Annotated in this window: 25 protein-coding genes; 15 read left to right on the top strand and 10 right to left on the bottom strand. The window is 73.9% G+C overall.

All coding sequences use genetic code 11. The annotated features are described in order from the left end of the window. Window positions 1–35 precede the first annotated feature (35 nt). The gene (locus KPL57_RS03300; RefSeq protein WP_226350398.1) at window positions 36–695 is read left to right on the top strand and encodes a TetR/AcrR family transcriptional regulator; all 660 of its coding nucleotides are present in this window, start codon (window positions 36–38) and stop codon (window positions 693–695) included. A 28-nt stretch (window positions 696–723) separates the two neighbouring features. On the opposite strand, the gene KPL57_RS03295 is transcribed toward KPL57_RS03300, so the two are convergent. Continuing rightward, on the bottom strand, window positions 724–2,262 hold the full coding sequence (locus tag KPL57_RS03295; RefSeq protein ID WP_226350397.1) for an acyl-CoA synthetase: 1,539 nt from the start codon (window positions 2,260–2,262) through the stop codon (window positions 724–726). Between the two features lie 137 nt (window positions 2,263–2,399). Between KPL57_RS03295 and KPL57_RS03290 the strand changes: the two genes are divergently transcribed. Further along, window positions 2,400–3,584 carry a TetR/AcrR family transcriptional regulator gene (locus KPL57_RS03290; RefSeq protein WP_226350396.1) on the top strand — a complete coding sequence of 395 codons (1,185 nt, stop codon included), beginning with the start codon at window positions 2,400–2,402 and terminating at the stop codon, window positions 3,582–3,584. Between the two features lie 11 nt (window positions 3,585–3,595). Here KPL57_RS03290 and KPL57_RS03285 read toward each other — a convergent pair whose 3' ends face one another. Both KPL57_RS03285 and KPL57_RS03280 read right to left on the bottom strand, forming a co-directional pair. Next, entirely contained in the window at window positions 3,596–4,876 is a 1,281-nt protein-coding gene (locus tag KPL57_RS03285; RefSeq protein ID WP_226350395.1) for a cytochrome P450, read from the bottom strand. Between the two features lies 1 nt (window position 4,877). After that, entirely contained in the window at window positions 4,878–5,288 is a 411-nt protein-coding gene (locus KPL57_RS03280) for an SCP2 sterol-binding domain-containing protein (protein WP_226350394.1), read from the bottom strand. Between the two features lie 125 nt (window positions 5,289–5,413). Between KPL57_RS03280 and KPL57_RS03275 the strand changes: the two genes are divergently transcribed. The 7 genes from KPL57_RS03275 (at window position 5,414) to KPL57_RS03245 (ending at window position 11,256) form a co-directional block, all read left to right on the top strand. Continuing rightward, complete coding sequence (locus KPL57_RS03275; RefSeq protein WP_226350393.1) at window positions 5,414–5,956, top strand: TetR/AcrR family transcriptional regulator; 543 nt, start codon at window positions 5,414–5,416, stop codon at window positions 5,954–5,956. Window positions 5,957–6,021: 65 nt separating this feature from the next. Next, window positions 6,022–6,516 (top strand): nuclear transport factor 2 family protein, encoded by a 495-nt coding sequence (locus KPL57_RS03270; RefSeq protein ID WP_226350392.1) that lies wholly within the window; start codon window positions 6,022–6,024, stop codon window positions 6,514–6,516. Between the two features lie 44 nt (window positions 6,517–6,560). Next, window positions 6,561–7,322 carry an enoyl-CoA hydratase/isomerase family protein gene (locus KPL57_RS03265; RefSeq protein ID WP_226350391.1) on the top strand — a complete coding sequence of 254 codons (762 nt, stop codon included), beginning with the start codon at window positions 6,561–6,563 and terminating at the stop codon, window positions 7,320–7,322. A gap of 82 nt (window positions 7,323–7,404) precedes the next feature. Next, window positions 7,405–9,045: a class I adenylate-forming enzyme family protein gene (locus tag KPL57_RS03260; RefSeq protein ID WP_226350390.1), complete on the top strand. Its 1,641-nt coding sequence runs from the start codon at window positions 7,405–7,407 to the stop codon at window positions 9,043–9,045. After that, complete coding sequence (locus tag KPL57_RS03255) at window positions 9,042–9,971, top strand: SDR family NAD(P)-dependent oxidoreductase (RefSeq protein WP_226350389.1); 930 nt, start codon at window positions 9,042–9,044, stop codon at window positions 9,969–9,971. Before KPL57_RS03260 ends, KPL57_RS03255 begins: the two co-directional genes overlap by 4 nt. A 29-nt stretch (window positions 9,972–10,000) precedes the next feature. Then, a complete protein-coding gene (locus tag KPL57_RS03250) occupies window positions 10,001–10,795 on the top strand; it encodes an enoyl-CoA hydratase/isomerase family protein (RefSeq protein ID WP_178373052.1) in 795 nt (264 codons plus the stop codon). Beyond that, window positions 10,792–11,256 carry a nuclear transport factor 2 family protein gene (locus KPL57_RS03245; protein WP_178373053.1) on the top strand — a complete coding sequence of 155 codons (465 nt, stop codon included), beginning with the start codon at window positions 10,792–10,794 and terminating at the stop codon, window positions 11,254–11,256. Before KPL57_RS03250 ends, KPL57_RS03245 begins: the two co-directional genes overlap by 4 nt. Here the strand turns inward: KPL57_RS03245 and KPL57_RS03240 are convergent. Then, a complete protein-coding gene (locus KPL57_RS03240) occupies window positions 11,162–12,244 on the bottom strand; it encodes a phosphotransferase family protein (protein WP_226350388.1) in 1,083 nt (360 codons plus the stop codon). The two genes, KPL57_RS03245 and KPL57_RS03240, sit on opposite strands and share 95 nt — an antisense overlap. Beyond that, window positions 12,241–13,488, bottom strand: a complete 1,248-nt coding sequence (locus tag KPL57_RS03235; protein WP_226350387.1) for an acyl-CoA dehydrogenase family protein — start codon at window positions 13,486–13,488, stop codon at window positions 12,241–12,243. The genes KPL57_RS03240 and KPL57_RS03235 overlap by 4 nt, the downstream gene beginning before the upstream one ends. Window positions 13,489–13,626: 138 nt before the next feature. On the opposite strand from KPL57_RS03235, the gene KPL57_RS03230 reads away from it, so the two are divergent. After that, window positions 13,627–14,457 (top strand): IclR family transcriptional regulator, encoded by an 831-nt coding sequence (locus KPL57_RS03230; protein WP_226350386.1) that lies wholly within the window; start codon window positions 13,627–13,629, stop codon window positions 14,455–14,457. After that, window positions 14,454–15,644: an aminoglycoside phosphotransferase family protein gene (locus KPL57_RS03225; RefSeq protein WP_062396870.1), complete on the top strand. Its 1,191-nt coding sequence runs from the start codon at window positions 14,454–14,456 to the stop codon at window positions 15,642–15,644. Before KPL57_RS03230 ends, KPL57_RS03225 begins: the two co-directional genes overlap by 4 nt. Before the next feature lie 16 nt (window positions 15,645–15,660). On the opposite strand, the gene KPL57_RS03220 is transcribed toward KPL57_RS03225, so the two are convergent. Further along, window positions 15,661–16,635 carry a nitronate monooxygenase family protein gene (locus KPL57_RS03220; RefSeq protein WP_226350385.1) on the bottom strand — a complete coding sequence of 325 codons (975 nt, stop codon included), beginning with the start codon at window positions 16,633–16,635 and terminating at the stop codon, window positions 15,661–15,663. A 103-nt stretch (window positions 16,636–16,738) separates the two neighbouring features. On the opposite strand from KPL57_RS03220, the gene KPL57_RS03215 reads away from it, so the two are divergent. Then, window positions 16,739–17,530: a coniferyl-alcohol dehydrogenase gene (locus KPL57_RS03215; protein ID WP_226350384.1), complete on the top strand. Its 792-nt coding sequence runs from the start codon at window positions 16,739–16,741 to the stop codon at window positions 17,528–17,530. Here KPL57_RS03215 and KPL57_RS03210 read toward each other — a convergent pair. Continuing rightward, on the bottom strand, window positions 17,527–18,777 hold the full coding sequence (locus KPL57_RS03210) for a bifunctional 3,4-dihydroxy-2-butanone-4-phosphate synthase/GTP cyclohydrolase II (RefSeq protein WP_374203653.1): 1,251 nt from the start codon (window positions 18,775–18,777) through the stop codon (window positions 17,527–17,529). The genes KPL57_RS03215 and KPL57_RS03210 overlap by 4 nt on opposite strands. Before the next feature lie 177 nt (window positions 18,778–18,954). Between KPL57_RS03210 and KPL57_RS03205 the strand changes: the two genes are divergently transcribed. Next, window positions 18,955–19,458, top strand: coding sequence for a flavin reductase family protein (locus KPL57_RS03205; RefSeq protein WP_062396876.1), 504 nt, complete (start codon window positions 18,955–18,957; stop codon window positions 19,456–19,458). On the opposite strand, the gene KPL57_RS03200 is transcribed toward KPL57_RS03205, so the two are convergent. Further along, a complete protein-coding gene (locus KPL57_RS03200) occupies window positions 19,447–20,442 on the bottom strand; it encodes a helix-turn-helix domain-containing protein (RefSeq protein WP_226350383.1) in 996 nt (331 codons plus the stop codon). The genes KPL57_RS03205 and KPL57_RS03200 overlap by 12 nt on opposite strands. Before the next feature lie 222 nt (window positions 20,443–20,664). On the opposite strand from KPL57_RS03200, the gene KPL57_RS03195 reads away from it, so the two are divergent. Both KPL57_RS03195 and KPL57_RS03190 read left to right on the top strand, forming a co-directional pair. After that, window positions 20,665–22,143 (top strand): aldehyde dehydrogenase, encoded by a 1,479-nt coding sequence (locus KPL57_RS03195; RefSeq protein ID WP_226350382.1) that lies wholly within the window; start codon window positions 20,665–20,667, stop codon window positions 22,141–22,143. A gap of 50 nt (window positions 22,144–22,193) precedes the next feature. Beyond that, window positions 22,194–23,372 (top strand): LLM class flavin-dependent oxidoreductase, encoded by a 1,179-nt coding sequence (locus KPL57_RS03190; RefSeq protein WP_178373061.1) that lies wholly within the window; start codon window positions 22,194–22,196, stop codon window positions 23,370–23,372. On the opposite strand, the gene KPL57_RS03185 is transcribed toward KPL57_RS03190, so the two are convergent. Then, window positions 23,347–24,192, bottom strand: coding sequence for an alpha/beta fold hydrolase (locus KPL57_RS03185; RefSeq protein ID WP_226350381.1), 846 nt, complete (start codon window positions 24,190–24,192; stop codon window positions 23,347–23,349). The genes KPL57_RS03190 and KPL57_RS03185 overlap by 26 nt on opposite strands. 13 nt (window positions 24,193–24,205) lie before the next feature. Next, complete coding sequence (locus KPL57_RS03180) at window positions 24,206–25,594, bottom strand: aldehyde dehydrogenase family protein (RefSeq protein WP_226350380.1); 1,389 nt, start codon at window positions 25,592–25,594, stop codon at window positions 24,206–24,208. Window positions 25,595–25,598 lie beyond the last annotated feature (4 nt).

Here is a 25,598-nt window from a genome sequence, read left to right as displayed (position 1 = left end):
CGGCCAGCGGAAGCGGCTCGGACTATCCTTCCCCGGTGGCACGGAAGACGAACGCGGTCGTACCGGCCGAGCCGGACGGCACCGACAGCAGCGACAGCAGCGACAGCAGCGACAGCAAGTCGGCCCGCACCCGGGCCCGCCTGCTGGACGCCGCGGCGCAGGTGCTGAGCCAGAGGGGCTTCGCGGGGACCCGGCTGTCGGACATCGCGCAGGTCGCGAAGATCCAGGCGCCGGCGATCTACTACTACTACCCCTCGCGTGAGGACCTCATCGAGGACGTCGTGGCGACCGGGGCGGCGTCGATGCGCGAGCACCTGACCGCGGTGCTCGGGGCGCTGCCCGACGGCACCCCGCCCGCCGACCGGCTCGCCGCCGCGGTCGAGGCCCAGCTCCGCCACGAGCTGCAGCTCTCGGACTACGCGCGGGCCGTCGTCCGCAACGCCAACCAGCTGCCCGAGCACCTGTCCGCGCGGGCCCGGGAGCAGATCGCCGAGTACCACGAGATCTGGCGCGGGCTGATCGAGGACCTGCGCGCGGCCGGACAGCTCCGCCCGGACGTCGACTCGTCGATCGGCCGGATGCTGATCATGGGGTCGCTGAACTGGACCGTGGAGTGGTGGGACCCGGAGCGCGGCGAGATCGACCGGACCATCGCCGTCGCCCAGTCGATGATCCTCTACTCGCTGCGCCCCTGATCCCACCTCCCCGGTGCGGCGGGGCCGCTCAGGTGGTCGCGTAGCGGGCGCGCAGCTCGCCCTTGACGAGCTTTCCGGTCTCGGTGCGCGGCAGGTCGTCGACGAACCGGACGCTGCGCGGGGCCTTGTACCCGGCGATCCGCGACTTCACGAACGCGATGATCTCCTGCTCCAGCTCCGGGCCGGTCGCGACGCCGGCGCGCGGCTGGACGAACGCGGTGACCCGCTCCCCCATCTCCGGATCCGGCAGCCCGATCACGGCGACGTCGTGCACGGCCGGGTGCAGGGCGAGGGCGTTCTCGGTCTCCTGCGGGTAGATGTTCACCCCGCCCGAGATGATCATGAACGACTTGCGGTCGGTGAGGAACAGGAAGCCGTCCCCGTCGACGTAGCCGATGTCGCCGAGCGTCGTCCAGGTCTCGTGCTCGGGGTGCTGCGAGGCCTTCGTCTTCTCCGGGTCGTTGTGGTACTCGAAGGGCACGGTCTCGCGCTCGACGTAGACCGAGCCGATCTCGCCGGTGGGCAGCTCACGGCCGTCGTCGTCGCAGATGTGCAGGACACCCAGCAGCGGCCTGCCGACGGTGCCCGGCTTGGTCAGCCAGGTCGCGCTGTCGGTCATGGTGAGGCCGTTGCCCTCGGTCCCGGCGTAGTACTCGACCAGGATCGGGCCCCACCAGTCGATCATCGCCTGCTTGACGTCGACCGGGCACGGCGCCGCCGCGTGCACGGCCACCCGCAGCGAGGAGACGTCGGCCGCGTCCCGCTGCTCCTGCGGCAGGTGCAGCATGCGCACGAACATCGTCGGCACGAACTGGGCGTGGGTGACGCGGTGCCGGGCGATCGCGTCGAGCGCGGCGGCCGCGTCGAAGCGGCGCAGCATCACCACGGTCCCGCCGTGCGCGTGCACGGCGCCGCACCAGCGCAGCGGCGCGGCGTGGTAGATCGGCGCCGGGGTGAGGTAGACGGTGTCCGGGCCGACGCCGAACGCCTGGCCGATCAGGCCGACCAGCGGGTCCCCGATCTCGGTGAAGGGCACCGGCGGCAGCGGCGGGCGCACGCCCTTCGGGCGCCCGGTCGTCCCCGACGAGTAGAGCATCGGGGCGCCGTGCGGCTGCTCGGCCGGTGCGACGTCCGACGCCGCGGCCAGCGCGTCCTCGTAGGAGCCGAACCCGTCGACCTGGCCGTCGTAGGACAGGAGCAGCCCGGGCCGGACGCCGGTCGCCAGCACCGCCTTCGCGACGTCGGCCTTGCCCGCCGAGACGACGAGCGCGGCCGCCCCGGAGTCGGCGACGATGTAGCCCGCCTCCTCGGCGACGAGGTTGTGGTTGATCGCGGTGACGTAGAGCCCCGAGCGCATCGCGGCCCAGTAGACCTCGAAGACCCGCAGGTTGTTCTCGCTCAGCAGGGCGACGACGTCGCCGGGACGCAGGCCGGCCTCCCGCAGGACGTTCGCGAGCCGGACCGAGCGCTCCTCCAGCTCCGCGTAGGTCACCCGCTCGCCCGTCTCGGCGAGGATCGCGGCGATCTTGTCCGGGTTCTGTGCGGCATGGGCGCCGGGATGGGTCACGGATCCTCCACGTCGGTGTGGTCGCCGTCGACGACGACAGTTTCTAATTCGGATAAAATAGTGTGGACGGGCCGCACCGGCAACGGTCCGGCGGTGCCGGGTCTTCTAGAGTCGTCCCGGCCGGAGGGGGGTGGGACGTGGCCGCACCGCATGCAGCACCGCGGCGCCGGATGCAGGCCGACGCACGTCGTGCCCAGCTCGCGCGCACCGCGGCCGCACGCTTCCACCTGCTCGGGTACCACCAGGTGTCCCTCGGCGACGTCGCCGCCGACGTCGGGCTGACCGGCCCGGCCGTCTACCGCCACTTCCGCAACAAGGAGGCGCTGCTCGTCGCCGCCCTGGAGAGCGGTCTGGACGAGGTCACCGCCGCGCTGGACGAGCACCTCGACGGCCCGCTCGACGTGCTGGTCGCGGCCCTGGCCCGGGTGGCGACCGAGCGGGCGGACCTGTGGACGCTGCTCCAGCGCGAGAGCCGCTTCCTCGGCGACGACGCCCGCGACGCGGTCCTCGGCCGGCTCCGCAGCGGGCTCGAACGGCTGTCGCGGCGGTTGCGCCGGGCCCGGCCCGAGCTGACCGACCGGGCCGCCGGGGTGATGGTGACCGGCGCGCTCGGGGCGATGGCGACGCCGTCGTCGACCGGGACCAGCCTCGACGACGACCAGGTCCGCACCGTGCTCGCCGCCGCGGCACTGGCCTGCCTGCTCTCCGCCCCCCCGGACCCGGCGACGGCCGCCGCCGAGCCGCCCGGCGACGTGGTCGCCGACCCCGGGCCCGGGTCGCGCCGGGAGGAGATCGTCGCCCGCGCGGTGGAGCTGTTCCACGTGCACGGCTACGCCGGGGTCAGCCTCGACGACATCGGCGCCGCCGTCGGGATGGCGGGCCCGAGCCTGCTGCACCACTTCGCGACCAAGGCCGACATCCTCACCGCCGCCTTCGACCTGGCCTCGGAACGGCTGCACGCCGAGCAGCGCTCCCGGCGCCGGCACCCCGGCTCGGTCGACCTGGCCGGGATGCTCGACCGCTACGTGGGGTTCTGCCAGGCCAACCGGTCGCTGCTCGGGGTGTACGTGACCGAGTTCCACCACCTCACCGACGACGCCCGGCGCCGGACCGCGACGACGATCCGCACCGAGCTGCAGGACTGGACCCGGTCGCTGCTGGCCTACGCGCTCGACCTCGACGAGCCGACCGCCCGGCTGCGGGTGCGGGCCGCGCTGTCGGTGGCCCACGACCTGACCCGGCTCGCGTCGTCGTCGCACGACCGGCCGGCCACCCGGGCGGAGGTCACGGCGGTCGCGCTGGCCGTGCTCCGCACCGGCTGACCGGTCGTCGCTCAGCGGGGCGTGAACACGCACCGCTGCCGTCGGATCCCGTTGATGAACGTGCTGACCAGCCGGTCCGGCTCGCCGTCGGCGCGCAGGTCGGGCAGCCGGTCGTAGAGCTCGCGGACGATCCAGCGCAGCTGGGCCTTCGCCAGGTGCGAGCCGAGGCAGAAGTGCGGCCCGCCGCCGCCGAAGGCCACGTGCGGGTTCGGCGTGCGGGACAGGTCGAACTCCAGCGGGCGCTCGAACACCTGCTCGTCGCGGTTGCCCGAGCCGTAGAACAGCGTGACCCTGTCCCCGGGCTCGATCACCTGTCCGCCCAGCTCGAAGCGCTCCAGCGCGGTCCGCCGGAACGTCATCACCGGGCTCGCCCAGCGCACGAACTCCTCGACCGCCGTCCCGATCCGGGCGTCGTAGTCGGCGAACAGCCACTCCCGCTGCTCCGGGTGCTCGGTCAGGGCGCGGACCGTGTGCGTGGTGGTCTGCTTGGTGGTGTCGTTGCCGGCTACGCACAGCAGCACGAAGAACGACCGGATGTCGTCGTCGGTGAGGTGCTCGCCGTCGACCTCGGCGGCCACCAGCGCCGAGACGAGGTCGTCGCGGGGGCTCACCCGCCGGGCGTCGATGACGTCCTGGCAGGCGCCGTGCAGCGTGACGATGCCGTTGAGCATCACCGTCGCCGCGTCGGAGCCCTCGGTGCCCTCGTCGTCGCCCCAGGCGACCATCGACTCGGCGGCCGCGGCCACCTCGTCGCGGCGGTCGGGCGGGATGCCGATCATCTCCGAGATCGTCCACATCGGCAGCCGCGCCGACACCGCGGAGACCAGCTCGACCTCGCCCCGGTCCCCGAGGTCCGCGACGATCTCGCGGGCCTGCCGGGCGATCTGCTCCTCGATCCGCTGCACCCGTCGCGGGGTGAACACCGACGCGACCAGCCTGCGGATCTTGCGGTGCCGGGGGTCGTCCATGGTGAGGATCGAGGTGGCCATCTCCAGGACCTCCTCGGGGAACTCCTCGACGAGCACCCCGCCGGTGGCCGAGGAGAAGACGTCGGCCCGGCGGCTCACCGTCGCGATGTCCGCCGCCCGCACGACCGCCCAGTAGCCGGGCGAGCCGTCGTCGCCGTCCATCATCGGGCTGTGCACCGGTCGCTGCCAGGAGACCGGCGCCTCGGCGCGCAGCCGGGCGAAGGTGTGCTCCCGCTCCTCGGGGGCCAGCCGCCAGAACTCCTCGGACGAGACGTCGAGCGGGTGGTGGGCGCGCCCGGTCGCGGGCGCGGCGGTGCCGCCCACCTCAGCCCACGACCAGGTCGGCGCGCCCGCGGTCGGTGAGCATCGCCGTGTAGCGGGGGTAGAGGCTCTTCGCGATCGGCGAGAGCTTCAGCAGCTGCGCCGCCGAGCCGCCGACGGTGATCTTCCCGCGGGCCATCGCCAGCGGCAGGCTGACCTTGCCCTGCCAGTACTGGTTGGCGGTGTCGGCGCTCATCGACAGCGTCGCGTCGGAGTCGACCGCGGCCGCCGGGCCGGTGGTGATCTCCTTCGTCGCGAAGTCGACACGGACCGTCGTCTCCGGGTCGGTGTAGTCCATCCGCAGGCTCATGCCGGTCGCGGCCAGCTTCGGTCCGATGGTCTCGTCGGCCATCGCCTCCTCGAAGATCCCACCCAGGAACTCGTGCACCTCGTCCGGCGACCGGAACCCACCCATGACGTCTCCTTCGACATCTCTGCGGCTGTGACCTAGCGGAAGTTAACATAGAGGCCTCTATGTCGGAAGGGTCCGCGCACGGCTGCGATGCTGACCCGGCCCGACCCGCACCCGAGGAGCCGCCCGTGCCGCAGTACGTCGGCCGCGAGGACTACTACGCGGCAGCCGTCGAGATCCTGTCCGGATCCGGCTCCCGCGACCTGTCGATGACCGCCCTGCACCGCCGCCTCGGGGTGTCGAGCGGGTCGTTCTACAACTGGTTCCGCAACTGGCCGGACTTCGTCGCGCAGTTCCTGGAGCACTGGGCCGCGCGGACCGAGGAGATCGCCCGCGAGGCCGCGGCACCGCTCGCGCCGCTGGAGCGCCTGGAGCTCCTGCGCCGGCTCGCCCGGACGGTCCCGCACGACGCGGAGGCCGCGATCCGGGTATGGAGCACCGGTGACCCGGCCGTCGCGGCGGCACAGCGGGAGGTCGACCGCCGCCGCCGGGAGGTCGTCCGGGCCGCCGTCGTCGAGGCCGGGGCGGGCGCGGACGCCGACGAGCTGGCCGAACTGTGCCTGTCGATGATCGTCGGCGCCCAGCTGCTGCACCGCCCGGTCGACGTCGACGCGCTGGACCGGCTGCTCGCCCGGTTCGTCGAGCTGGTCCGCACTTCCGCCGGAAGTTAATCACCGCTAGGGTGGTGTCACGCGGCCCGCATCGGCGCGGGCCTCCGAGCCGACGAGGAGCCATCGTGCCGGCACCCCAGACCGAGGCCTTCCTGCGCGACTTCTCCCGCCGCTGGCTGGCGGCGTGGAACTCCCACGACACCGAGCGCGTGCTCGAGATCCTGCACCCCGGCATCCGCTGGGAGGACACCGTCTTCTGGCCGGAGGTGATCGACGGGCGTGACGGCATGCGCGCCTACGTCGACCGGATCTGGGAGGTCATGCCCGACGTCGCCTTCGACGAGGTCCAGACCTTCACCGCACCGGAGGACGGCCGGGCCCTGTGCCTGTTCCGCCAGTACGGCCACGGCCCGGCGAAGCTCGCCCCCGACGCCACCTTCAGCACCTACGGCTGCGACATCTTCCTGGAGTTCACCGACGGGCTGCTGTCGTCCTACCTCGCCCAGTACGAGATCACCGAGATGATGCGCCAGCTCGGCGCGCTCCCGCCCCGCGAGGACCGCGTCGGCGGCGCCTACCTGATGTCGCTGCTGGGCCGCAGCCCCGCGGCCACCCGCTGACCCGACCCCTCCCCCACCGTTCCCCGCACCCGAGGAGTACCCCCATGGCCGACGACGAGGCCGTCCGCACCACCGTCGCCGACGGCGTCGGCACGATCACCTTCAACCGCATGCACCGGCGCAACGCGCTCAGCCTGGAGCTGTTCGCCGCGCTGGGCGACCAGCTCGACGCGTGGCGGGCCGACGACGACGTCGCCGCCGTCGTGATCACCGGCGGCGAGGAGGCGTTCTCCGCGGGCCTCGACCTCGACCTGCAGTCGGCGTTCACCGAGGACTCCCGCGACGAGTACTCCGCCATGTGCCTGCGGGTCTACGGCGCGCTGCTCGACTACGCCAAGCCCACCATCGCCGCCTGCGCGGGCCCGACCCTGGGCGGCGGCTGCGACATCGCCGTGTTCTGCGACATCCGGATCGGCGCGGAGAACGCCGTGTTCGGGTTCCCGCAGATCAAGTTCGGGCTGACCCCGTACTTCTCCCCGCTGTGGAAGATCGTCGGGCTGAGCCAGGCCAAGCTGCTCACCTTCTCCGGGGACCGGATCGACGCCGCGGAGGCGCTGCGGATCGGACTGGTCGACCGCCTGGTGCCCACCGGTGGCGTGGTCGGCGCCGCGACGGAGCTGGCCCGGTCGATCGCGGCCACCACCACGCGCTCGGCGATGATCAACAAGGAGCTGGCGCTGCGCTCGCCCACGATGGACCCGATCAGTGCGCTGTCGTTCGAGACCTCCGCCTACCGGGAGGTCATCCGCCACCCCGAGGTGCTGGAGCGGATCGGCGAGGCGTTCGGTCGCCTCCGCCGCCGCTGATCGGCCGTTCGGACCCTGACCGAGTGATCCGTCACTAGATACGGTGACGGATCACGTCGGTTCGAGCCGTAGGAGCACGTCGATGACGACTGCCACCCCCTCCGCCAGCACCGCCTACCGGTACGCCGGCTATCGCGCGTCGGGTCTGTGGACCGCGACCACACTGGCCGACCTCGTCCCCGCGGCGGCCGCCCGCCACCCCGAGCGGGAGCTGTTCTGCTTCGAGGGCCGCCGTGTGAGCTACGGCGAGTTCGAGCGCTGGACCCGCGCGATCGCCCAGGACCTCGTCCGGCGCGGCGTGGCCCCGGGCGACCGGGTCCTGGTCCAGCTGCCCAACCGGCTCGAGGCGCTCGCGGTGCAGGTCGCGGCGTTCCGGGCGGGCGCGGTGGACGTGCCCGTCATCCCGATCTACCGCGAGCACGAGATGCGCCAGATCGTCGCCGACTGCCGCCCCGCGGTGGTGTGCACGGTCGACGCCCTCGGCCCGCGCGACCCGGCCGCCGAGCTCGACGGGCTGCTCGACGAGGCGGGCCTGGACCCGGTGGTGCGCTACCTCGTCGGCGGCGGGCGCCCCGGCTGGGTCGCGGTCCCCGACGCGGCGACGGCCGTCGACGAGCCGCTCACCGTCACCCGTGGGCCCGCCGACCCGGCGCTGCTGCTCTACACCTCCGGGACCACCGCGGCGCCGAAGGGGGCGCTGCTGTCGCACCGCGCCGTCGTCGCGCACCTGGTGAACTTCCGCGACGCGCTGGGCGCCGGGGAGCACACCGTCACCCTCGCCGCGACGCCGCTGTCGCACCTGGGCGGCTTCGTCGCGGCCGTGGTGTTCCCGGTCTTCCTGGGCGGCCGCTCGGTGGTGATGTCCGGCTGGCGGCCCGACGACGCCGTCGAGCTGATCGAGGCCGAGCGGGTCACGCTGATGATGGGCGCGACCGTGTTCGTCGCCGACCTCGTCGAGCGCTACCGGACCCGTCCCGAGGGCCACCGTCTCGACACCTACGCCTGCGCGGGCGCCGCGATCGCCCCGGAGATCGTCGACCGGGCGTCGGAGGCGGGTGTGCGGGTGGTGCGGGCCTACGGGATGACCGAGACCGCGGGCGTCCTCGCGATCGCCGCCGCGGACGACCCGCTGGAGCGCAGGCGGGCCTGGGACGGTCGGCTGCTGCGCGGGATGGAGATGACCGTCGTCGACGAGGACGGGGCGCTCGTCCCGCCAGGCACCGTCGGCAGGCTGCGGATCCGCGGCCCCCAGCTGCTGGAGTGCTACACCGACCCGGTCGTCACCGCCGAGCAGGTCGACGACGACGGCTGGTTCTCCCCCGGCGACGTCGGCCGGGTCGACGACGAGGGCTGGGTCCAGATCGTCGGGCGCACCAAGGACATCGTGAACCGGGGCGGCGAGAAGTTCTCCACGATGGACATCGAGCTGGCGATCGCCTCGGCCCCCGGGGTCCGGCGGGTCGCGGTCACCGCCGTGCCCGACGAGCGTCTCGGGGAGGCCGTCGGCGCCTGGGTGGTCCTCGACGACGACGCCCGCGCCGCCGGCGTCGACCCGCTGCTCGACCACGTCGCCGGGCAGCGGCTCGCGCGGGCGAAGACCCCCGTCGAGTGGCACGTCGTCGCCGACATCCCGGTCACCGCGACCGGCAAGATCCGCAAGCACACCCTGGCGGGGCTGCCCGACCTCGACCTCTGGCTCGCCCACCGCACGGCGCCCGCGTGAGCACGACGGACACCGCCCGGTTCGCCGAGGGCACGGTCGCGCTGGTCACCGGCGCCGGCCGGGGGCTGGGCGCGGAGTACGCGACCGCGCTGGCCGCGGCCGGCGCCACGGTCGCCGTGCACGCCCGCGCCGCCGACGCGGCGGGCGCCGTCGTCGCGCGGATCCGCTCCGGCGGCGGCCGCGCGCACCCGGTGACCGGCGACGCCCGTGACGGACGCGCCCTGGTCGCCGACACCGTCGACGCGCTCGGCCGGCTCGACGTGCTCGTCGTCAACGCCGGGGCGACCCGCGACCGCGTGGTCTCCCGGCTCACCGACGACGACTGGGACGCCGTCGTCGACGTGCACCTGCGCGGCAGCTGGACGGCCTGCTCGGCGGCCTGGCCGCACCTGCGGCTCCGGGGCGGGTCGATCGTGCTGACCACCTCGGGCGCCGGGCTGCACGGCAACCCCGGCCAGGCCGCCTACGCCGCGGCGAAGGCCGGGATCCTCGGGCTGGCCCGGACGCTGGCCGCCGAGGGCGACCGGTTCGGGATCCGGGTCAACGCCGTCGCCCCGATGGCGCTGACCTCGATGACCGAGGAGGTCTTCCGCGACCGCCCCGCGCAGGCACTGCGGGCCGCCGACGTCGCCCCGGTCGTCGTCGCCCTGGCGCTGCCGTCGTGCCCGCTGACCGGCGAGGTCGTCGAGACCGGCGGCGGCTGGGCCTCGGTGCTGCGCTGGGAGCGCTCGCACGGCGTCCGCCTCACCGGCCCCGACGGCCGGCCGCCCGGACCGGCCGACGTCGCCGCGCACTGGGCCGGGGTGACCGACTTCGCCGGTCGCCCGCCCGACCACCCCACCGGCACCGCCGACTCCCTCGCCGCCGCCTGCGACGCGGCCCGCGGGACCGGCGCCACCCGACCCGGAACCGAGGCCTGCTGCTGAGCGCGGCGGGCGACACTGGAAGGACATGCGTGACCGAGTACCGCTACCTGAGGACCTCCGTCGAGAACGGGGTCGGCATCCTGCAGCTCGACCACCCGGAGAAGCGCAACGCGCTGGGCTGGGAGCTGCACGAGGAGATCGTCGCCGCGCTCGCGGCCTGGGCCGAGGACGACGACGTCGCCTGCGTCCTGTTCATCGGCAACGAGGACTTCTTCTGCGCCGGCTGGGCGCTCGACGTCCTGCAGGACACCACCGGCGACGACCGGACCCGGTTCACCGACCTGGCCTACAAGCTGATGGTCGCGATCTACGACTACCGCAAGCCCACCGTGGCGGCGGTCGCTGGCGTCGCCCCCGGCTACGGGATGGACCTGGCCAACATGTGCGACATCACGATCGCCTCGGAGAACGCCGCGTTCGGGTCCACGCAGGTCAAGTACGCGATGAACGGCTTCTACCACGCGATCCTGCGCAAGACGAACACGCAGCGGGCCCGCCGGATGTTCTTCACCGGCGACCCGATCGACGCCCAGGAGGCGCTGCGCTGCGGGCTCGTCGACGAGGTCGTGCCGGTGGGGACGCTGCGCGAGTCGGCCCTGACGCTGGCGACGCAGATCGCCGAGCACGGCAGCGAGCTGACCACGGTGCTCAAGGAGGTCGCGCTGCGCGCGTCGCACATGGACCACGTCGCCGCGACCGCCTACGAGCTGCGGGTCACCCACGACCTGCTCCAGCGCGGGCTGTTCACCCGGCGGATCGCCGAGGGCCTGGACCGGCTGCGCTCGGGCACCAGCAAGGCCACCGAGCGGCTGGCCCGGCCGTGAGCTCCCCGCACCCGGCCGACCCGGCCTTCGCCTCGGCCTACGGCGCCGCGTGGACCGCCGACCCGGACGCGCTGCTGTCCTTCTTCGCCCCGGACGGCGTGTACCGCGACATCGCGCTCGACGGCACCTACCGCGGCCGCGACGAGATCGCCCGGTTCCACCGGTTCATGCTCGTCTTCGCCCCGGACTCGCACATCGAGTTCGGCGAGACCTGGGCGGGCGACGGACGGCTCACCTCGCGTTGGGTGTGGTCGGGCACGGTCCGCGGGCCGCTGAAGCTGCGGTCCGGGGAGCTCGTCGACGTGGCGGGCGCCCGGTTCTCCGTGCCGGGCGTCGCCGTCGGCACCTACGACGACGACGGCCTGCTCACCTCGCACGACGACTACTGGGACCTGGCGAGCGTGCTGCACCAGGTCGGGGCGCGGATCGGGTCACCGACGCGGTCGCCGGCAGCAGGCTGAGGGAGCCCTCGACCAGGTCGCGGACGGACCGCTCCACCGCGACCGGGTCGAGCACCCCGTGCCCCCCGAGCGCCCCGGACCGCCGCCGGACGAGGACCCCCTGCAGCAGCGTCGCCGCCGTCCAGTGGGTCAGCGCCCGGTAGCGGTCCAGCCCGGACAGGTCCAGGCCGGTGCGGGCGGCGTAGTCGGCCGCGAGCTCCGCGCGGTCGCCGAAGCCGCCGGCCCGGGTCGGGCTCGGGATCGCGACGGCGGCCTCGCCGGGGCCGCGCCAGTCGTCGAGGAGCCAGGCGAGGTCGACCAGCGGGTCGCCGTGGGTGCACAGCTCCCAGTCCAGGACGGCGGTGACCCGGCCGCCGTCGACGAGCAGGTTCGCGAGCCGGTAGTCCCCGTGGACGACGGTGAGCCGCTGGGCCCGCGGCGGCGCGGCGGCGATCCGCCGGTGCGCCTCCCGCCAGGCGGCGTCGACGCTCCCGGGCGCCGACCCCGCCCAGGCCTCCCAGTTGCGGGCGGCGCGCCGGACGCGGCGCGCGAACAGGTCGTCGGCGTCGCCGCGGACCGGCCCGATCCGCTCCGGGTCGACGCCGTGCAGCCGGGCCAGCACCGCGACCACGTCACCGGCCAGCGCGCGCCGCCGCGGCACGGGCAGCGCGTCGGCGTCGGCCTCCCGGGCCAGGACCGTGCCCGGCGACCGTTCCATCACGAAGAACTCCCCCGGCACGCCGTCGACACCGGATCCCGACGCGACGACGGCCGGGACCGGGACCGGCCCGCCGGCCAGCCCGCGCAGGACCCCGGCCTCCCGCAGCGCGTCGTCGGCGGCCGCCCCGGCCGGGCGGTGGCGCAGGACCCACGCGCGACCGGCCGCGTCGGTGACCAGGCTGGTGACGTTGGACTGGCCGTCGCCGATCCGGTCGACCCGCAGCGGCCCGGTGACCTCGACCCGGTCCCCCAGCCACCGCGCGAGCGCGGCGGGGTCCGGTCCGCTCACGACGTGCCCGCCCGCCGGCCGAAGCCGAACAGCTCGCGGGCGATGGTGCGGACCTGGATCTCCTCGGTGCCCTCGGTGATGCGGTACCGGCGGTGGTGGCGGTAGATGTGCTCGAACGGCACGTCGCGGGTGTAGCCGAGCCCGCCGTGCACCTGCATCGCCCGGTCCGCGGCCTCGCAGGCGAGCCGGTTGGCCCGCAGGTTGCACATCGACACCTGCTCCGACAGCGCGACCTTGCCGTCGGTGTCCATCGCCGCCGCGGTCGCCCGGACCAGCGCGCGCACCAGGGTGGCCTCGGTGTGCAGCTCGACCAGGGGCCACTGGACCGCCTGGTTCGACGCCAGCGCGCGCCCGAAGACCTCCCGCTCGCGGGCGTAGGTCACCGCCGCGTCGATGCAGAACCGGGCCGCGCCGAGGCTGGACGCGGCCTGCCGGATGCGGTTCTCGTGCACGAACAGCAGCGCGAGGTCGAGCCCGGCGCCCGGCTCGCCGAGCACCGCGGAGTCCGGGACGCGGACGCCGTCGAGGGTCACGTCGGAGTGGTCGGTCGGCATGGCCATCGTCCAGGCGTGCCGCTCGACCCGGAACCCGGGTGTGTCGGTCGGGACGACGAACGCGGTGATGCCGCGGGCGTCGCCGGGCTCGCCGCCGGTGCGGGCGAAGACGACGTCGATCCCCGGGCGGTGCATGCCGGTGTTGAACCGCTTCGCCCCGTCGATCACCCAGTCGCCGTCGCTGCGCACCGCGCGGGTGCCCATCCAGGTCGCGGCGCTGCCGTGGCCGGGCTCTGTCAGCCCGAACCCGCCGCTCACCTCGCGCCGGACCAGCGGCTCGATCCAGTCGCGCTGCTCGGCGGTGCCCGCCCGCCACAGCAGCTCCACCAGCGGGAAGTTCCCGACGCAGCTGGTCTCGGACTGCAGGTCGCTGTGCAGCCCGACGGGCCTTGCCGCGAGGTGCTCACGGACCTGCGCCATCGCGAGGTTGGCCCCGTCGGCGCCGCCGAGTGCGGCGGGCAGCGCGAACCGGTACAGCCCGGCCCGGTCCGCGCGGCGGGTCATCTCGGTCAGCAGCTCCTCCCACTCCCGCGCCGGGACACCGCCGTGGTCGAGGTCGGTGCGGGCGAACTCGCGGCGGTGGTCGAAGAACTGCGGGTGCTCGCGTTCGAGCGGGGCCAGCTCGTCGGCGGCGAAGCGGTCGATGCGGTCGAGCAGGTCCTGCGTGGCCGGGTCGGGCGTCGGGGTCATGGTCGAGGTCTAGCGGCCCGGAGCACCGGCGACGCACCATCGTCCGGTTATCCCGGACGGCGCTCGTCGTCGCCGGTCCGGTTCCGCCACGCTCCGCAGCGCCGGCTCGACGCGGAGCCGTACCGCCAGGGAGGACCCGTGCTGAGCACGATCGCCAGAGCCGGATCGGTGCTGGGGCTGTTCACCCACGACCGTCCGGAGTGGGGTCCCCGCGAGGTCGCCGCGCGGCTGGAGCTGCCGCGCTCCACCGCGCAGGAGCTGCTCGCGAGCCTCGCCGGGATCGGGCTGCTGGAGCGCACCGCCACCGGCCGCTACCGGCTGGGCTGGCGGCTGCTGGCGCTGTCGCGCACCCTCGTGCACGGCGCGGGCTTCGACGGCGGCGCCGGTGCGGTGCTGCGCGAGCTGGCCGCGGCGACGGGTGCGACGAGCCGCCTCGGCGTCTGGGACGGCCGCTACGTCGTCCCGGTGTCTGCGGTGCACCCCGAGGGCGGGGTCCGGCTGCCGGGCGTCGGCAACGGCGGCCGGCTGCCCGCGCACTCCACCGCGCTGGGCAAGACGATCCTCGCCCACCGCCCGCGCGGCGAGGCGGTCGAACGCGCCCACCAGGGTTTCTCGGTGTTCACCCCGCACACGATCCACCGGCTGGACGCCCTGCACGCCGAGCTGGACCGGATCGTCCGCGACGGCGTCGGCGTCGACGCGCAGGAGACCTTCCTGGGCGTCGGCTGCGTGGCCGCCCCGGTGCGCGACGGCTCCGGGCGGGTCGTCGCGGCCGTCAGCGTCTGCGTCGCCGACGACCGGCTCGCCGCCCGCAGGCCCGCCCTCGCCACCGCCGTGCTCGGCGCCGCCCGGCGCCTCGGCTCCGTCCCGTGGGACACCGGCCCCGAGCTCGGGCCGGTCATCCGCGAGGTGGTGCCCACGCTCCCCCGCCCCGACGACCCCGAACCGCCTCCGGAGGACCCCCGATGACCAGCCCCCTGACCGACATCGCCGGCTCGATCGGCCGCGTCGTCGTCCACATCACCCGCGAACGGCTCGGCGCGGACCGCCGGACCTCGGACCCCGCCGTCGTGCCGCCGTCGGCGCGGGCGGTCACCCCGCAGTGGCTGACCGGCGTGCTCTGCCGGGACGTCCCGGGCGCGATGGTGATCGACGTCGAGGCGGGCGAGGGCCACAACGGGACCAGCGCCCGGCTGCCGCTGCGGGTCGTGTACAACTCCGTCGGCCAGGCCGCGGGCCTGCCGACCAGCCTGTTCACCAAGGCCACGTCGACGTTCACCTCGCGGCTGCTGATGGGCGTCACCGAGATCGTCGAGGGCGAGGCGATCTTCTACAACCGCGCCCGGCCGACCCTGGACCTGCGCAGCCCGCGCGCCTTCTACGCCGGCTACGACCCGCACACCTACCGCTCGCTGCTGCTGCTGGAGGACCTCGGCCCGCAGGGCTGGACGTTCCCGGCGCCGATGACCAACACCGTCACCCGCCGCGACGCCGAGACGATGGTGGAGCAGCTCGCGACCTACCACGGCGGGCTGTGGGACAGCCCCCGGCTGCGCGCCGGCGGGGACCTCGCCGGGCTGCGCGGGGCGACGGCGTGGCAGGAGAAGCTGAACCCGATCTCCTACCGCAAGCGCACCCTGGTCGGCCTCGAACGCGCCCGGCACGTGGTGCCCGACGAGGTGTACGCCCGGCGCGGCGGGATGCACGACGCGTTCATGCGGGCGCTGCACCTGCACGACCTGGCCCCGCAGACGCTGCTGCACCAGGACGTGCACCTGGGCAACTGGCTGCGGGACCCGGACGGCGCGATGGGTCTCTACGACTGGCAGTGCGTCGCGCGCGGGAACTGGGCCCTCGACGTGTCCTACGCGCTGAGCGTCGCACTGCCGATCGAGGACCGCCGCGCCTGGGAGGCCGACCTGCTGCGGCACTACCTCGACCGGCTGCGCGCGCACGGGGTGGCCGAGCCGCCGTCGTTCGACGAGGCGATGCTCGCCTACCGGCGGCAGCCCCTGCACGCACTGACCCTGGCGCTGTTCTCGATCGGCGGGACCCGGTTCGAGAACAAGCTCCAGCCGCAGGGCTACATGATGTGGGCGATCGAGCGGATCGCCCGCTTCGTCGCCGACATGGAGACCTTCGACGTGCTGCGCTGAGCCGGGCGGGGCCCGCTCAGCGGGCCCCGGCCATCCCGGCCAGCCGACCGGCGATGATCTCCTCCGCCTCGGCGACCATCCGGCCGATCAGCTCGGCGCAGGTCGGCACGTCGCGGATGATCCCCTGCACCATCCCGACCGACCAGATGCCCGCGTCGAGGTCGCCGGTCTCGTAGACGGTGGCGCCGCGGCTGCCCGCGACCAGGTGCCGGATGTCGTCGAACCGGGCACCCGCCGCCAGCTTCTCCACGACCTCGGCGGACACCGCGTTGGCCGCCACCCGGGCGGTGTTGCGCAGCTGCCGGAAGATCAGCGCCGTGTCGCGCTCGCCCGCCTCGACGATGCGGGCCTTGACCGCGTCGTGCACACCGGACTCCCGCGTGCACAGGAAGCGGGTGCCCATGTTGACCCCGTCCGCGCCGAGCGCGAGCGCCGCGACCAGGCCGCGGGCGTCGGCGATGCCGCCGGAGGCGAGGAACGGGACGTCGAGGACGTCGGCCGCGGCGGGCAGCAGCACCAGCCCGGGGACGTCGTCCTCGCCGGGGTGCCCGGCGCACTCGAAGCCGTCGATCGACAGCGCGTCGACGCCGAGGTCCTGGGCCTTCTGCGCGTGCCGGACCGAGGTGCACTTGTGCACGACGACGATCCCCGCGTCGTGCAGCGGCCCCAGGTGCGCGACCGGGTTGGCGCCCGCCGTCTCCACCACCGGGACACCCTCGTCGATGATCACCTGGCGGTACTCGTCGTAGGGCGGGGCGTCGATGGTCGGCAGGATGGTCAGGTTCACCCCGAACGGCTTCGCGGTCAGCTCCCGGCAGCGGCGGATCTCGGCCCGCAGGTCCTCCGGGGTGGGCTGGGTGAGGGCGGTCAGGAAGCCCAGCCCGCCCGCCTCGGCGACCGCCGCGACCAGCGGCGCCCGGCCGACCCACTGCATGCCGCCCTGGACCACGGGGTGTTCCACCCCGACGAGCTCGGTGAATCGCGTCCGCATCGACGTCTCCCTCGGTGGGTCGTGGTCGAGGGTCGTTGACCCTCCTCGCCGGTTAATCTAGTTTAAAAACAACGGGCGTCACCGGCGACATCGGAGGGATCACATGGACGTACAGGGACTGCGCTGCCTGGTGACGGGCACCGCGTCGGGGATCGGCGACGCCGTCACCCGACGGCTCGTCGAGGGCGGCGCGACCGTCGTCAGCCTCGACCGCAACAGGCCCTCCGCCGAGGTGGACCAGCACGTCGAGGTCGACCTGGCCGACCCCGCGAGCATCGACTCGGCGCTGGAGCGGATCGAGGGCACCTTCGACGTCCTCGCCAACATCGCGGGCATCCCCGGCACGGCCCCGGGCGACGTGGTGTTCAAGGTGAACTTCCTCGGGATGCGGCACCTGACCGAGTCGATGTTCGACCGGATGAACACCGGCGGGTCGATCGTCGTGGTGTCCTCGACCGCCGGTTTCGGCTGGCCGGCCCGGCTGGAGACGATCCGCGAGGTGATGGCCACCGACACCTTCGACGAGGGCGCGGCCTGGTTCGCGGCGCACCCGCAGCAGGGCAACGCCTACAACTTCTCCAAGGAGGCGGCGACCGTCTACACCCTGGCCATGGGCGGGGCGGTGCGCGAGATGAACGAGCTGCGCATCAACGCGCTGCTGCCCGGCCCGGTGGAGACGCCGATCCTCGCCGACTTCGAGGAGAGCATGGGCAAGGACACCCTCGACGGGGTGCGCGAGTTCCTGGGCCGGCACGCGACGGTCGACGACATCGCGCCCGCCGTGGTCTTCCTCGCCTCGCGCGACTCGCGCTGGCTGAACGGGTCGACCGTCACCGCCGACGGCGGCATCACCGGTGCGGTCGCGGCCGGGCTGGTGCCCGCGCCGGAGATCTAGCCCGTGTGCTCGCCCAGCCCCAGGGCGTGGCCCATCCGCTGCTGCTTGGTGCGCAGGTAGCGCAGGTTCTGTGCGGTGGGCTCGGACGGCAGCTCCACACGTCCGACGATCTCGAGGCCGTGCCCGTCGAGCCCGCCGTACTTGGCCGGGTTGTTGGTGATCAGCCGGAGCCGGGTGATCCCCAGGTCGGCGAGGATCTGCGCGCCGACGCCGTAGGAGCGCGAGTCGACGGGCAGGCCCTGGACGGTGTTGGCGTCGAGGGTGTCCAGGCCCGTCTCCTGCAGGGCGTAGGCCCGGATCTTGTGGGCCAGGCCGATCCCCCGCCCCTCGTGTCCACGCAGGTAGACCACGGCTCCCGCGCCCTCGTCGGCGATCGCGCGCAGCGCCCGTTCCAGCTGCTGACCGCAGTCGCAGCGCAGCGACCCGATGATGTCGCCGGTGAGGCACTCGCTGTGCACCCGCACGAGCGCGCCGCCGGGGCGGCGGGACGCCTCGGCGACGTCACCGTGGACCAGCGCGAGGTGCTCGGTGCCGTCGACCAGGGAGCGGTGGGCGACCGCGCGGAACTCGCCGAACACGGTCGGCATGGCGGCCGACGCGACCTGCTCGACCAGCCGCTCGGTCGCCCGCCGGTGCCGCACGAGATCGGCGATCGCGAGCACCGGCAGGTCGTGCTCGGCCGCGAACGCCCGCAGCACCCCGCCCCGGGCCATCGACCCGTCCGGGGCGACGATCTCACCGATCACCCCGACCGGCTCCCGCCCCGCGAGCCGCAGCAGGTCGACCGTCGCCTCGGTGTGCCCGGCCCGGACCAGCACCCCGCCCGCGCGGGCGCGCAGCGGGAACACGTGCCCCGGCCTGCGCAGGTCCGCGGGCCGGGTCGCCGGGTCCGCCAGCGCCCGCAGCGTCGCCGCACGGTCGGCGGCCGAGACCCCGGTCCCGGCACCGGTGTGGTCGACCGACACCGTGAACGCGGTGCCGTGGGCGTCGGCGTTGTCCTCGACCATCGGGGGCAGCGCCAGCGCGTCCGCGCGCTTCGCGGGCATCGGGGCGCACACGATGCCGGTCGTGTGCCGGACGACGAACGCGAGCTGCTCGGCCGTCGCGGTCGCCGCGGACAGCACGAGGTCGCCCTCGTCCTCCCGGTCGGCGTCGTCGGTGACGATCACCATGCCGCCTGCCGCGAGCGCCGCCACGGCGCGCCGGACGGCGGCGGCACCTGGCAGGGACATCGGGTTCGGGTTCACGTCCGGCTCCTCACATCGGGCACGTCATCGGGCCGGGCGACCGTAGGACGCGACGGCGACGGACCGATATCCGCAGGCGGACGGCGCACAGCCGCTGCGCGCGGCCTGCGGTCGGCGGCTATACCGCGGCCACGCACGGATATCGGGCGGCCGCGCCGCGGCCCTACCGTTCGTTCCATGGACGAGACCCCGCACACCGAGGTGCCCCCGATCGACCCCGGCCGCATGCGCTCGGTGCTGGGTCACTTCGCGTCGGGGATCGTGGTGGTCACCGCGCTCACCGCGGACGGGCCGGTCGGGTTCACCTGCCAGTCCTTCAGCTCGCTGTCGCTGGAGCCACCGCTGGTCAGCTTCTGTCCGGCCCTGACCTCGACCACCTGGCCGCGGATCCGTGAGGTGGGTGCGTTCTGCGTGAACGTGCTGGCCGACGGCCACCGCGAGCTGAGCTCCGCCTTCGCCCGCTCGGGCACCGACAAGTTCGCCGGCGTCACCTGGGACCCGGCGCCGTCGGGTGCACCGGTGCTCGCCGGTGTGGCCGCGTGGATCGACTGCACCCTGGAGGAGCAGTACCCGGGCGGGGACCACACGATCGTCGTCGCCCGGGTGCACGACCTGGGCGCCGACCCCGTCCGCGCGCCGCTGCTGTTCCACCGCGGCGGCTACGGCGCCCTAGCCCCGTAGCGTGTCGCGCGGGAGCTCCCCGAACCGTTCCCGGTACTGCTGGGCGAACCGGCTCGGGTGGAAGAAGCCCCAGCGCAGCGCGATCTCCTTCACCCCGGTGACGGTGGGGTCGCTGCGCAGCAGCTCCCCGCGGACGTGGTCGAGCCGCACCCGGCGCAGGTAGGCCATCGGGGACTCCCCGAGCTCCTGGGCGAAGGACGCGTGCAGCGTGCGGACGCTCATGCAGCCGACCCGCGCGAGCTCCTGCGGGGTGAGCGGCTCGTCCGCGTGCTGCTCCATGTAGTCGAGCACCGGGCCGAGCCGCCCCCGGCGGACCGGGTCGTCCGGCGCGGCGAGGGCGTCGGAGTACTGGTGGCGGCCGGCGTACAGGAGCTGGCTCATAACGAACGCCTCGAGCTGCTCACGGGCGATCGGCATCTCGGCCAGACCCCCCGGCCGGTTCAGCTCCTGGGCCAGGAACTGCACCGAGGACAGCAGGGTGCGCCCCGCGGGCGAGGAGAAGTCGAGACCGAAGTCGAACTCCACCACGTCGTGCACCGGCTGGTTCAGCTGCTCGCTCAGGTGGGTCTCCAGGCTGCGCCGCGGGATCTTGAGGATGTACTGCTCGGCGTCGGGTGACCAGCGCACCGTCGTCGTCCGGTCCGGCAGCAGCGTGACCCCGGACGCCCCGGCGGCCGTGGCGGCCCGCGACCCGTCGCTGCGCTGGGCGATCGTGTTCCCGGCGACCGTGAGGTTGATGTGGTACGCGTCCTCGGTCGGCGGCATCACGAGCTTGGCCGCGGACTTGTAGGTCAGGAAGCCGAGGGTGAACATCCGGTCCGAGGTGGCGTTCAGCGTCATCTCGAGCTGGTCGGTCGGTGCCGTCAGGTCGTGGTCGAGATAGACCCGGGACACCGCCTCGCGCGCCTGCTCGAGGTTGCGCGTGTCGAGGACCGGGTAGCGGCCGAGGTGGTGAGCGGCCGCGCGTGCGTCGAGGGCGTCCATCGGCTCCTCCTGATGCCGTCCCGTCACCGGTGGCGAGCGGTCGAAGAGTTCCTTGACGATAGTGCCCGACCGGCGGGCCGCCCAGCCGCTGAACGCAGGCCCCGATCCGTTCCGTGCAGCTCGCGCGGAACGGCTGCACGCGTGCCACCTACGGCTAGTCGGCCACCGAGACCCGCTCGTAGCGTCGCCACCCATCAGACGGCACGCGCCAGGAGGTCGACGATGACATCGCCGCTGCAGGAGTTCCGGCAGTTCGTCCACGGGAAGGCGGTGGACGCCCGGTCCGGTGCGACGTTCGAGTCGCTGAACCCGTACACCGGGGAACCGTGGGCGCGGCTGGCCGACGGCGGCGCGGACGACGTCGACGAGGCCGTCGCCTCGGCGCGCGCCGCGTTCGAGGGCGAGTGGGGCGCCATGACCGGCTTCCAGCGCGCCGCGATCCTGCGCCGGTGCGGGGACGCGATCGCCGCGAACGCCGAGCGCCTGGCCCGCCTGGAGGTCAACGACTCCGGCAAGCTGCTGCGCGAGATGCTCGGCCAGCTCAACGCCCTGCCCCAGTGGTACTACTACTTCTCCGGGCTGGCGGACAAGATCGAGGGCCGCACCGTCCCGCCGGTGAACCCGAACTACTTCGGCTTCACCACCCGCGAGCCCGTGGGCGTCGTCGCCGCGATCACGCCGTGGAACAGCCCGCTGCTGCTGCTGACCTTCAAGCTCGCCCCCGCGCTCGCCGCGGGCTGCACGATGGTCGTCAAGCCGTCCGAGCACGCCCCGGCCTCCACCGTCGCGTTCGCCGAGATCCTGCACGAGGCCGGGCTGCCCGCCGGGGTGCTCAACGTCGTCACCGGCTGGGACCGCGCCTGCGGCGAGGCGCTGGCGTCGCACCCCGGGGTGGACAAGGTCGCGTTCACCGGCTCGTCGGCGACCGGGGCGAAGGTCGCGCAGGCGGCGGTGGCCAACTACAACCGGGTCACCCTGGAGCTGGGCGGCAAGTCCCCGCAGATCGTCTTCCCCGACGCCGACCTCGACGCCGCCGCGAACGGCCTGGTGGCGGGCGTGTTCGCGGCCACCGGGCAGACCTGCATGGCCGGCTCCCGGCTGATCGTGCACGCCGACGTGCACGACGCCCTGGTGGAGAAGGTCGTCGCGCGGGCCGAGGCCATCGTGCTCGGCGACCCCACCGAGGCCGGCACCGAGATGGGCCCGGTCGCGAACCGGCCGCAGTACGAGAAGGTGCTCGGCTACCTGCAGGGCGCGGCCGCCGAGGGCGCGACGTTCGCCTGCGGCGGCGAGCCCGACGCCGAGCGCGGCGGGCTGTTCGTCCGGCCCACGGTCGTCACGAACGTGTCCCCGGAGAACACGATCGTCCGCGAGGAGGTGTTCGGGCCGGTGCTCGCCGCCTACACCTTCACCGACGAGGACGAGGCGCTGAAGCTCGCCAACGACACCCCGTACGGGCTCGCCGGCGCCGTGTGGACCAAGGACGTCCACCGCGCCCACCGCGTCGCGAAGAAGCTGCGCGCGGGCACCGTCTGGGTCAACGCCTACCGCGTGATCGCCCCCAACATGCCGTTCGGCGGCTTCGGTGCCTCCGGCATCGGCCGGGAGAACGGCGTCGACGCGGTCAACGAGTACACCGAGAACAAGTCCGTGTTCGTCGAGCTGACCGGCGGGACGCGCGACCCGTTCCAGCTCGGCTGACACCCCTCCCCGCGCACGACTCCCCCCGCACGACGTCGAAGGAGACGACCATGACCGTGACCGCCAACGAGCGCCTCGGGCTCGCCCCCACCGATCCCCGCCCCGCCTCGGAGACCCGGCCCGCGGCCGACCGCACGACGACGAACCCGCTGTTCGGCGACCAGAAGATGAAGCTGGGCCTGTTCGGCAGCAACTGCTCGTACGGGCTGATCATGAGCCACGCCCCGTCCAGCTACGAGATCACCTGGGAGCACACCAAGGAGATCGCCCAGCGCGCCGACCGGCTCGGGTTCGACGTGCTCGTCCCCGTCGCCCGCTGGAAGGGCTTCGGCGGGTCCACCAACTTCAACGGCAACTGCTTCGAGACCTACACCTGGGCCGCCGGGATCGCCGAGGCGACCGAGCGGATCGCCGTCGCCGCGACCTCGCACCTGCCGACCATGCACCCGATCGTCGCGGCCAAGCAGGCGACGACCGTCGACCGCATCTCCGGCGGCCGGTTCGCGCTGAACATGGTGATGGGCTGGGTGCCGCCGGAGATGGAGATGTTCGGCTCCGAGCAGCGCGAGCACGACGAGCGTTACGCCTACGGCCAGGAGTGGCTGGACTTCGTGAGCAAGCTCTGGACCGAGGAGGGCACCTTCGCGATCCACTCCAAGTACTTCGACGCCGAGCTGCTCGAGGCCTACCCCAAGCCGCACCAGGGGCCGCGGCCCGCGCTGATCAACGCGGGCAACAGCCCGTCGGGCATCGAGTTCTCCGCCCGCAACGTCGACTTCAACTTCGCCTCGCTCGACACCCTTGAGAACATCAAGGCCTACACGACGGCGCTGAAGGAGAAGGCCCGCACCGAGTACCAGCGCACGATCCACGCCATGACCTACGGCCTCGTCGTCTGCCGGGACACCGAGGCGGAGGCGAAGCGCGACTTCCAGCAGGTCGTCGACGAGGGCGACTGGGGCGCGGCGGGCAACGTCATCAAGATCGCCGGCTCCGGTGCGTCGCAGTCCTTCGACCACGCGGTGAAGAAGATGCAGGAGCGCTTCATCGCCGGGTGGGGCGGCTACCCGATCGTCGGGACCCCGGAGCAGGTCACCGAGGAGCTCGGCAGGCTCAACGAGGCGGGCATGGAGGGCATGATCTTCGGCCTCGTCGACTACAACGAGGAGCTGAAGTACTTCGGCGACAACGTCATGCCGCTGCTCAAGCAGGCCGGCCTGCGCCACTGACCGGTCCCGGCACCTCCGCCGCCCGGGCCGCACGGTCGGCCCGGGCGGTGAACCGCAGGACCAGCGACGACACCAGCCGGGGCGCGTCGCCCATCGGCACGTGCCCGACGCCCGGGACGCGGACGAGCTGCGCGCCGTGCACGGCGTCGAGCATCGGCCGCCCGTAGCGGGCGAAGGGCAGCATCCGGTCCCGCTCGCCCCAGGCGATCAGCACCGGACAGTCCGGGGTGAACGGGCGCAGCGCCCCCGCCCGCGACGCCCCGGCGAGCAGGTCGGCCAGCACCTCGCAGCCGGCGAGGTCGTCGACCAGGTCGTCGACGTCGAACCGGGTGAGCAGCTCGGGGTGCTCGGCGACCTGCCGCAGCAGGAGCCGCCGCAGCGGCCGCACCCCGAGCACGACCCGGGCCCCCGGCACGCGGCCGAGCCGCCCGCCCGCGCGGAACAGCCGCAGCAGCCGGTCCAGGTCAGCCGGTTCGGCCCACGCCCCGGCGGGCGAGAGCGCGACGACCGAGCGTGCCCGGCCGCGCCGGGCGAGCTCGAGCGCGACCCAGCCGCCGAGCGAGTTGCCGACCAGGTGCGCGGTGCCGACGCCGGCGTCGTCCATCGCGGTGGCGACGGCGTCGACGATGGCGGGGACCACCTGGTCCGGGGGCCCGGTGACGGCGGGCCCGCCGTGGTGACCGGCCAGGTTCGGGGCCAGCACCCGGTGCCGGCGCTCCAGCGCGGGCAGCACCGGCCGCCACGCCCGCCAGGACGACGTCGCCCCGTGGAGCAGAACCAGCGGGGTCCCCGCCCCGCCGACGTGGACGGCCTCGATCACGGTGTCCCCCCGGTCAGAAGAAGCGGCGCAGCAACGCCATCTTCCGGTCGGTGTAGGGCGGGTACATCAGCGCGGGGTCCGGCTTCGCGGGCTTGGCCAGCACCGCCTTGCGGTGGCTGAACGCGTGGAAGCCCCACTCGCCGTGGTAGGCGCCCATCCCGCTGGTGCCGACGCCGCCGAAGGGCAGCTGCGGCACCAGGCAGTGCATGGCCAGGTGGTTGATCACCACGCCGCCCGAGCTGGTGCCGGCGAGCACCTTCTCCTGGGCGGCCCTCGACCCGGTGAACAGGTACAGGCCCAGCGGCTTGGGCCGGGCGTTGACGAAGCGCATCGCCTCGTCGAGCGAGCCGACGGTGAGCACCGGCAGGATCGGGCCGAAGATCTCGTCGGCCATCACCGCGGAGTCCGGGTCGGGGTCGACGACCACGGTCGGCTCGATGGAGTGCGTGGCCGCGTCGGTGCCGCCGCCGGCCGCCACCTCGCCGCCGTGACCGTCGAGCAGGGCGGCCAGGCGGCCGAACTGCCGGTCGTCGACGATCGGCTGCGCGGCCGGTTCCCCGGCCCGGAACTCCCTCAGCGTGGCGACGATGCCGGCGACCAGACGGTCGCGCACACCGGCCTCGACCAGGACGTAGTCGGGGGCGATGCAGGTCTGCCCGGAGTTGAGCAGCTTGACCCAGGCGATCCGCCGGGCCGCGACGTCGATGTCGGCGTCCGCGGTCACGATCACCGGGCTCTTGCCGCCCAGCTCCAGCACCACCGGGGTGAGGTGCGCCGACGCCGCCTCCATCACCTTCTTCCCGATCCCCGGCCCGCCGGTGAAGAACGCCAGGTCCAGGCCCTGCGCCAGCAGGTCCTGGGTGACCACGGCGTCGCCCTCCAGCACGGCGACGGCCTCCGGGTCGAGGTACTCCGGGATCAGCCGGGCGAGCAGCGCCGAGGTCGCGGGCGCGTGCTCCGACGGCTTGACCACGACGGTGTTCCCGGCCGCGACGGCGGCGACCAGGGGGCCGAGGGTCAGGTAGACGGGGTAGTTCCAGGGGCCGATGACCAGCACCGTGCCGAGGGGTTCGTACTGGTAGAAGCCGCGACCGGGCAGCATCGACAGCGGGAGCGAGGTCCGCCGCCTGCGCATCCACCGCTTCAGGTGCTTGCGCGCGAAGGCGGCCTCGGCCGCGGTCGAGGCGATGTCGCCGAGCCAGGCGTACGGGGCGGGTCTGCCGAGGTCCTGCGCGAGGGCCGCGGCGATGTCCGGCTCCCGCTCGGTCACCAGACGCTCGATGCCGCGCAGCTGGCGCAGCCGCCAGGCCAGGGGCCGGGTCCGCCCGGAGGAGAAGGTGCGGCGCAGCCGGGCCACGGTGGCCGCGGCGTCGCCCTCGACGTGGGTCACGGTGCTGGTCACGGCG

The sequence above is a fragment of the Pseudonocardia sp. ICBG601 genome (genome assembly GCF_020496245.1).
This window is presented reverse-complemented; position numbering and strand designations above follow the sequence as displayed.

Bases quoted from the DNA above. Each gene is read 5' to 3' on its own strand.
- KPL57_RS03215 (WP_226350384.1), top strand. From the start codon at position 16,739: ATGGACGTACAGGGACTGCGCTGCCTGGTGACGGGCACCGCGTCGGGG.
- KPL57_RS03235 (WP_226350387.1), bottom strand. From the start codon at position 13,488: ATGACCCCGACGCCCGACCCGGCCACGCAGGACCTGCTCGACCGCATC.
- KPL57_RS03225 (WP_062396870.1), top strand. From the start codon at position 14,454: ATGACCAGCCCCCTGACCGACATCGCCGGCTCGATCGGCCGCGTCGTC.
- KPL57_RS03205 (WP_062396876.1), top strand. From the start codon at position 18,955: ATGGACGAGACCCCGCACACCGAGGTGCCCCCGATCGACCCCGGCCGC.
- KPL57_RS03220 (WP_226350385.1), bottom strand. From the start codon at position 16,635: ATGCGGACGCGATTCACCGAGCTCGTCGGGGTGGAACACCCCGTGGTC.
- KPL57_RS03200 (WP_226350383.1), bottom strand. From the start codon at position 20,442: ATGGACGCCCTCGACGCACGCGCGGCCGCTCACCACCTCGGCCGCTAC.
- KPL57_RS03195 (WP_226350382.1), top strand. From the start codon at position 20,665: ATGACATCGCCGCTGCAGGAGTTCCGGCAGTTCGTCCACGGGAAGGCG.
- KPL57_RS03265 (WP_226350391.1), top strand. From the start codon at position 6,561: ATGGCCGACGACGAGGCCGTCCGCACCACCGTCGCCGACGGCGTCGGC.
- KPL57_RS03190 (WP_178373061.1), top strand. From the start codon at position 22,194: ATGACCGTGACCGCCAACGAGCGCCTCGGGCTCGCCCCCACCGATCCC.
- KPL57_RS03280 (WP_226350394.1), bottom strand. From the start codon at position 5,288: ATGGGTGGGTTCCGGTCGCCGGACGAGGTGCACGAGTTCCTGGGTGGG.
- KPL57_RS03260 (WP_226350390.1), top strand. From the start codon at position 7,405: ATGACGACTGCCACCCCCTCCGCCAGCACCGCCTACCGGTACGCCGGC.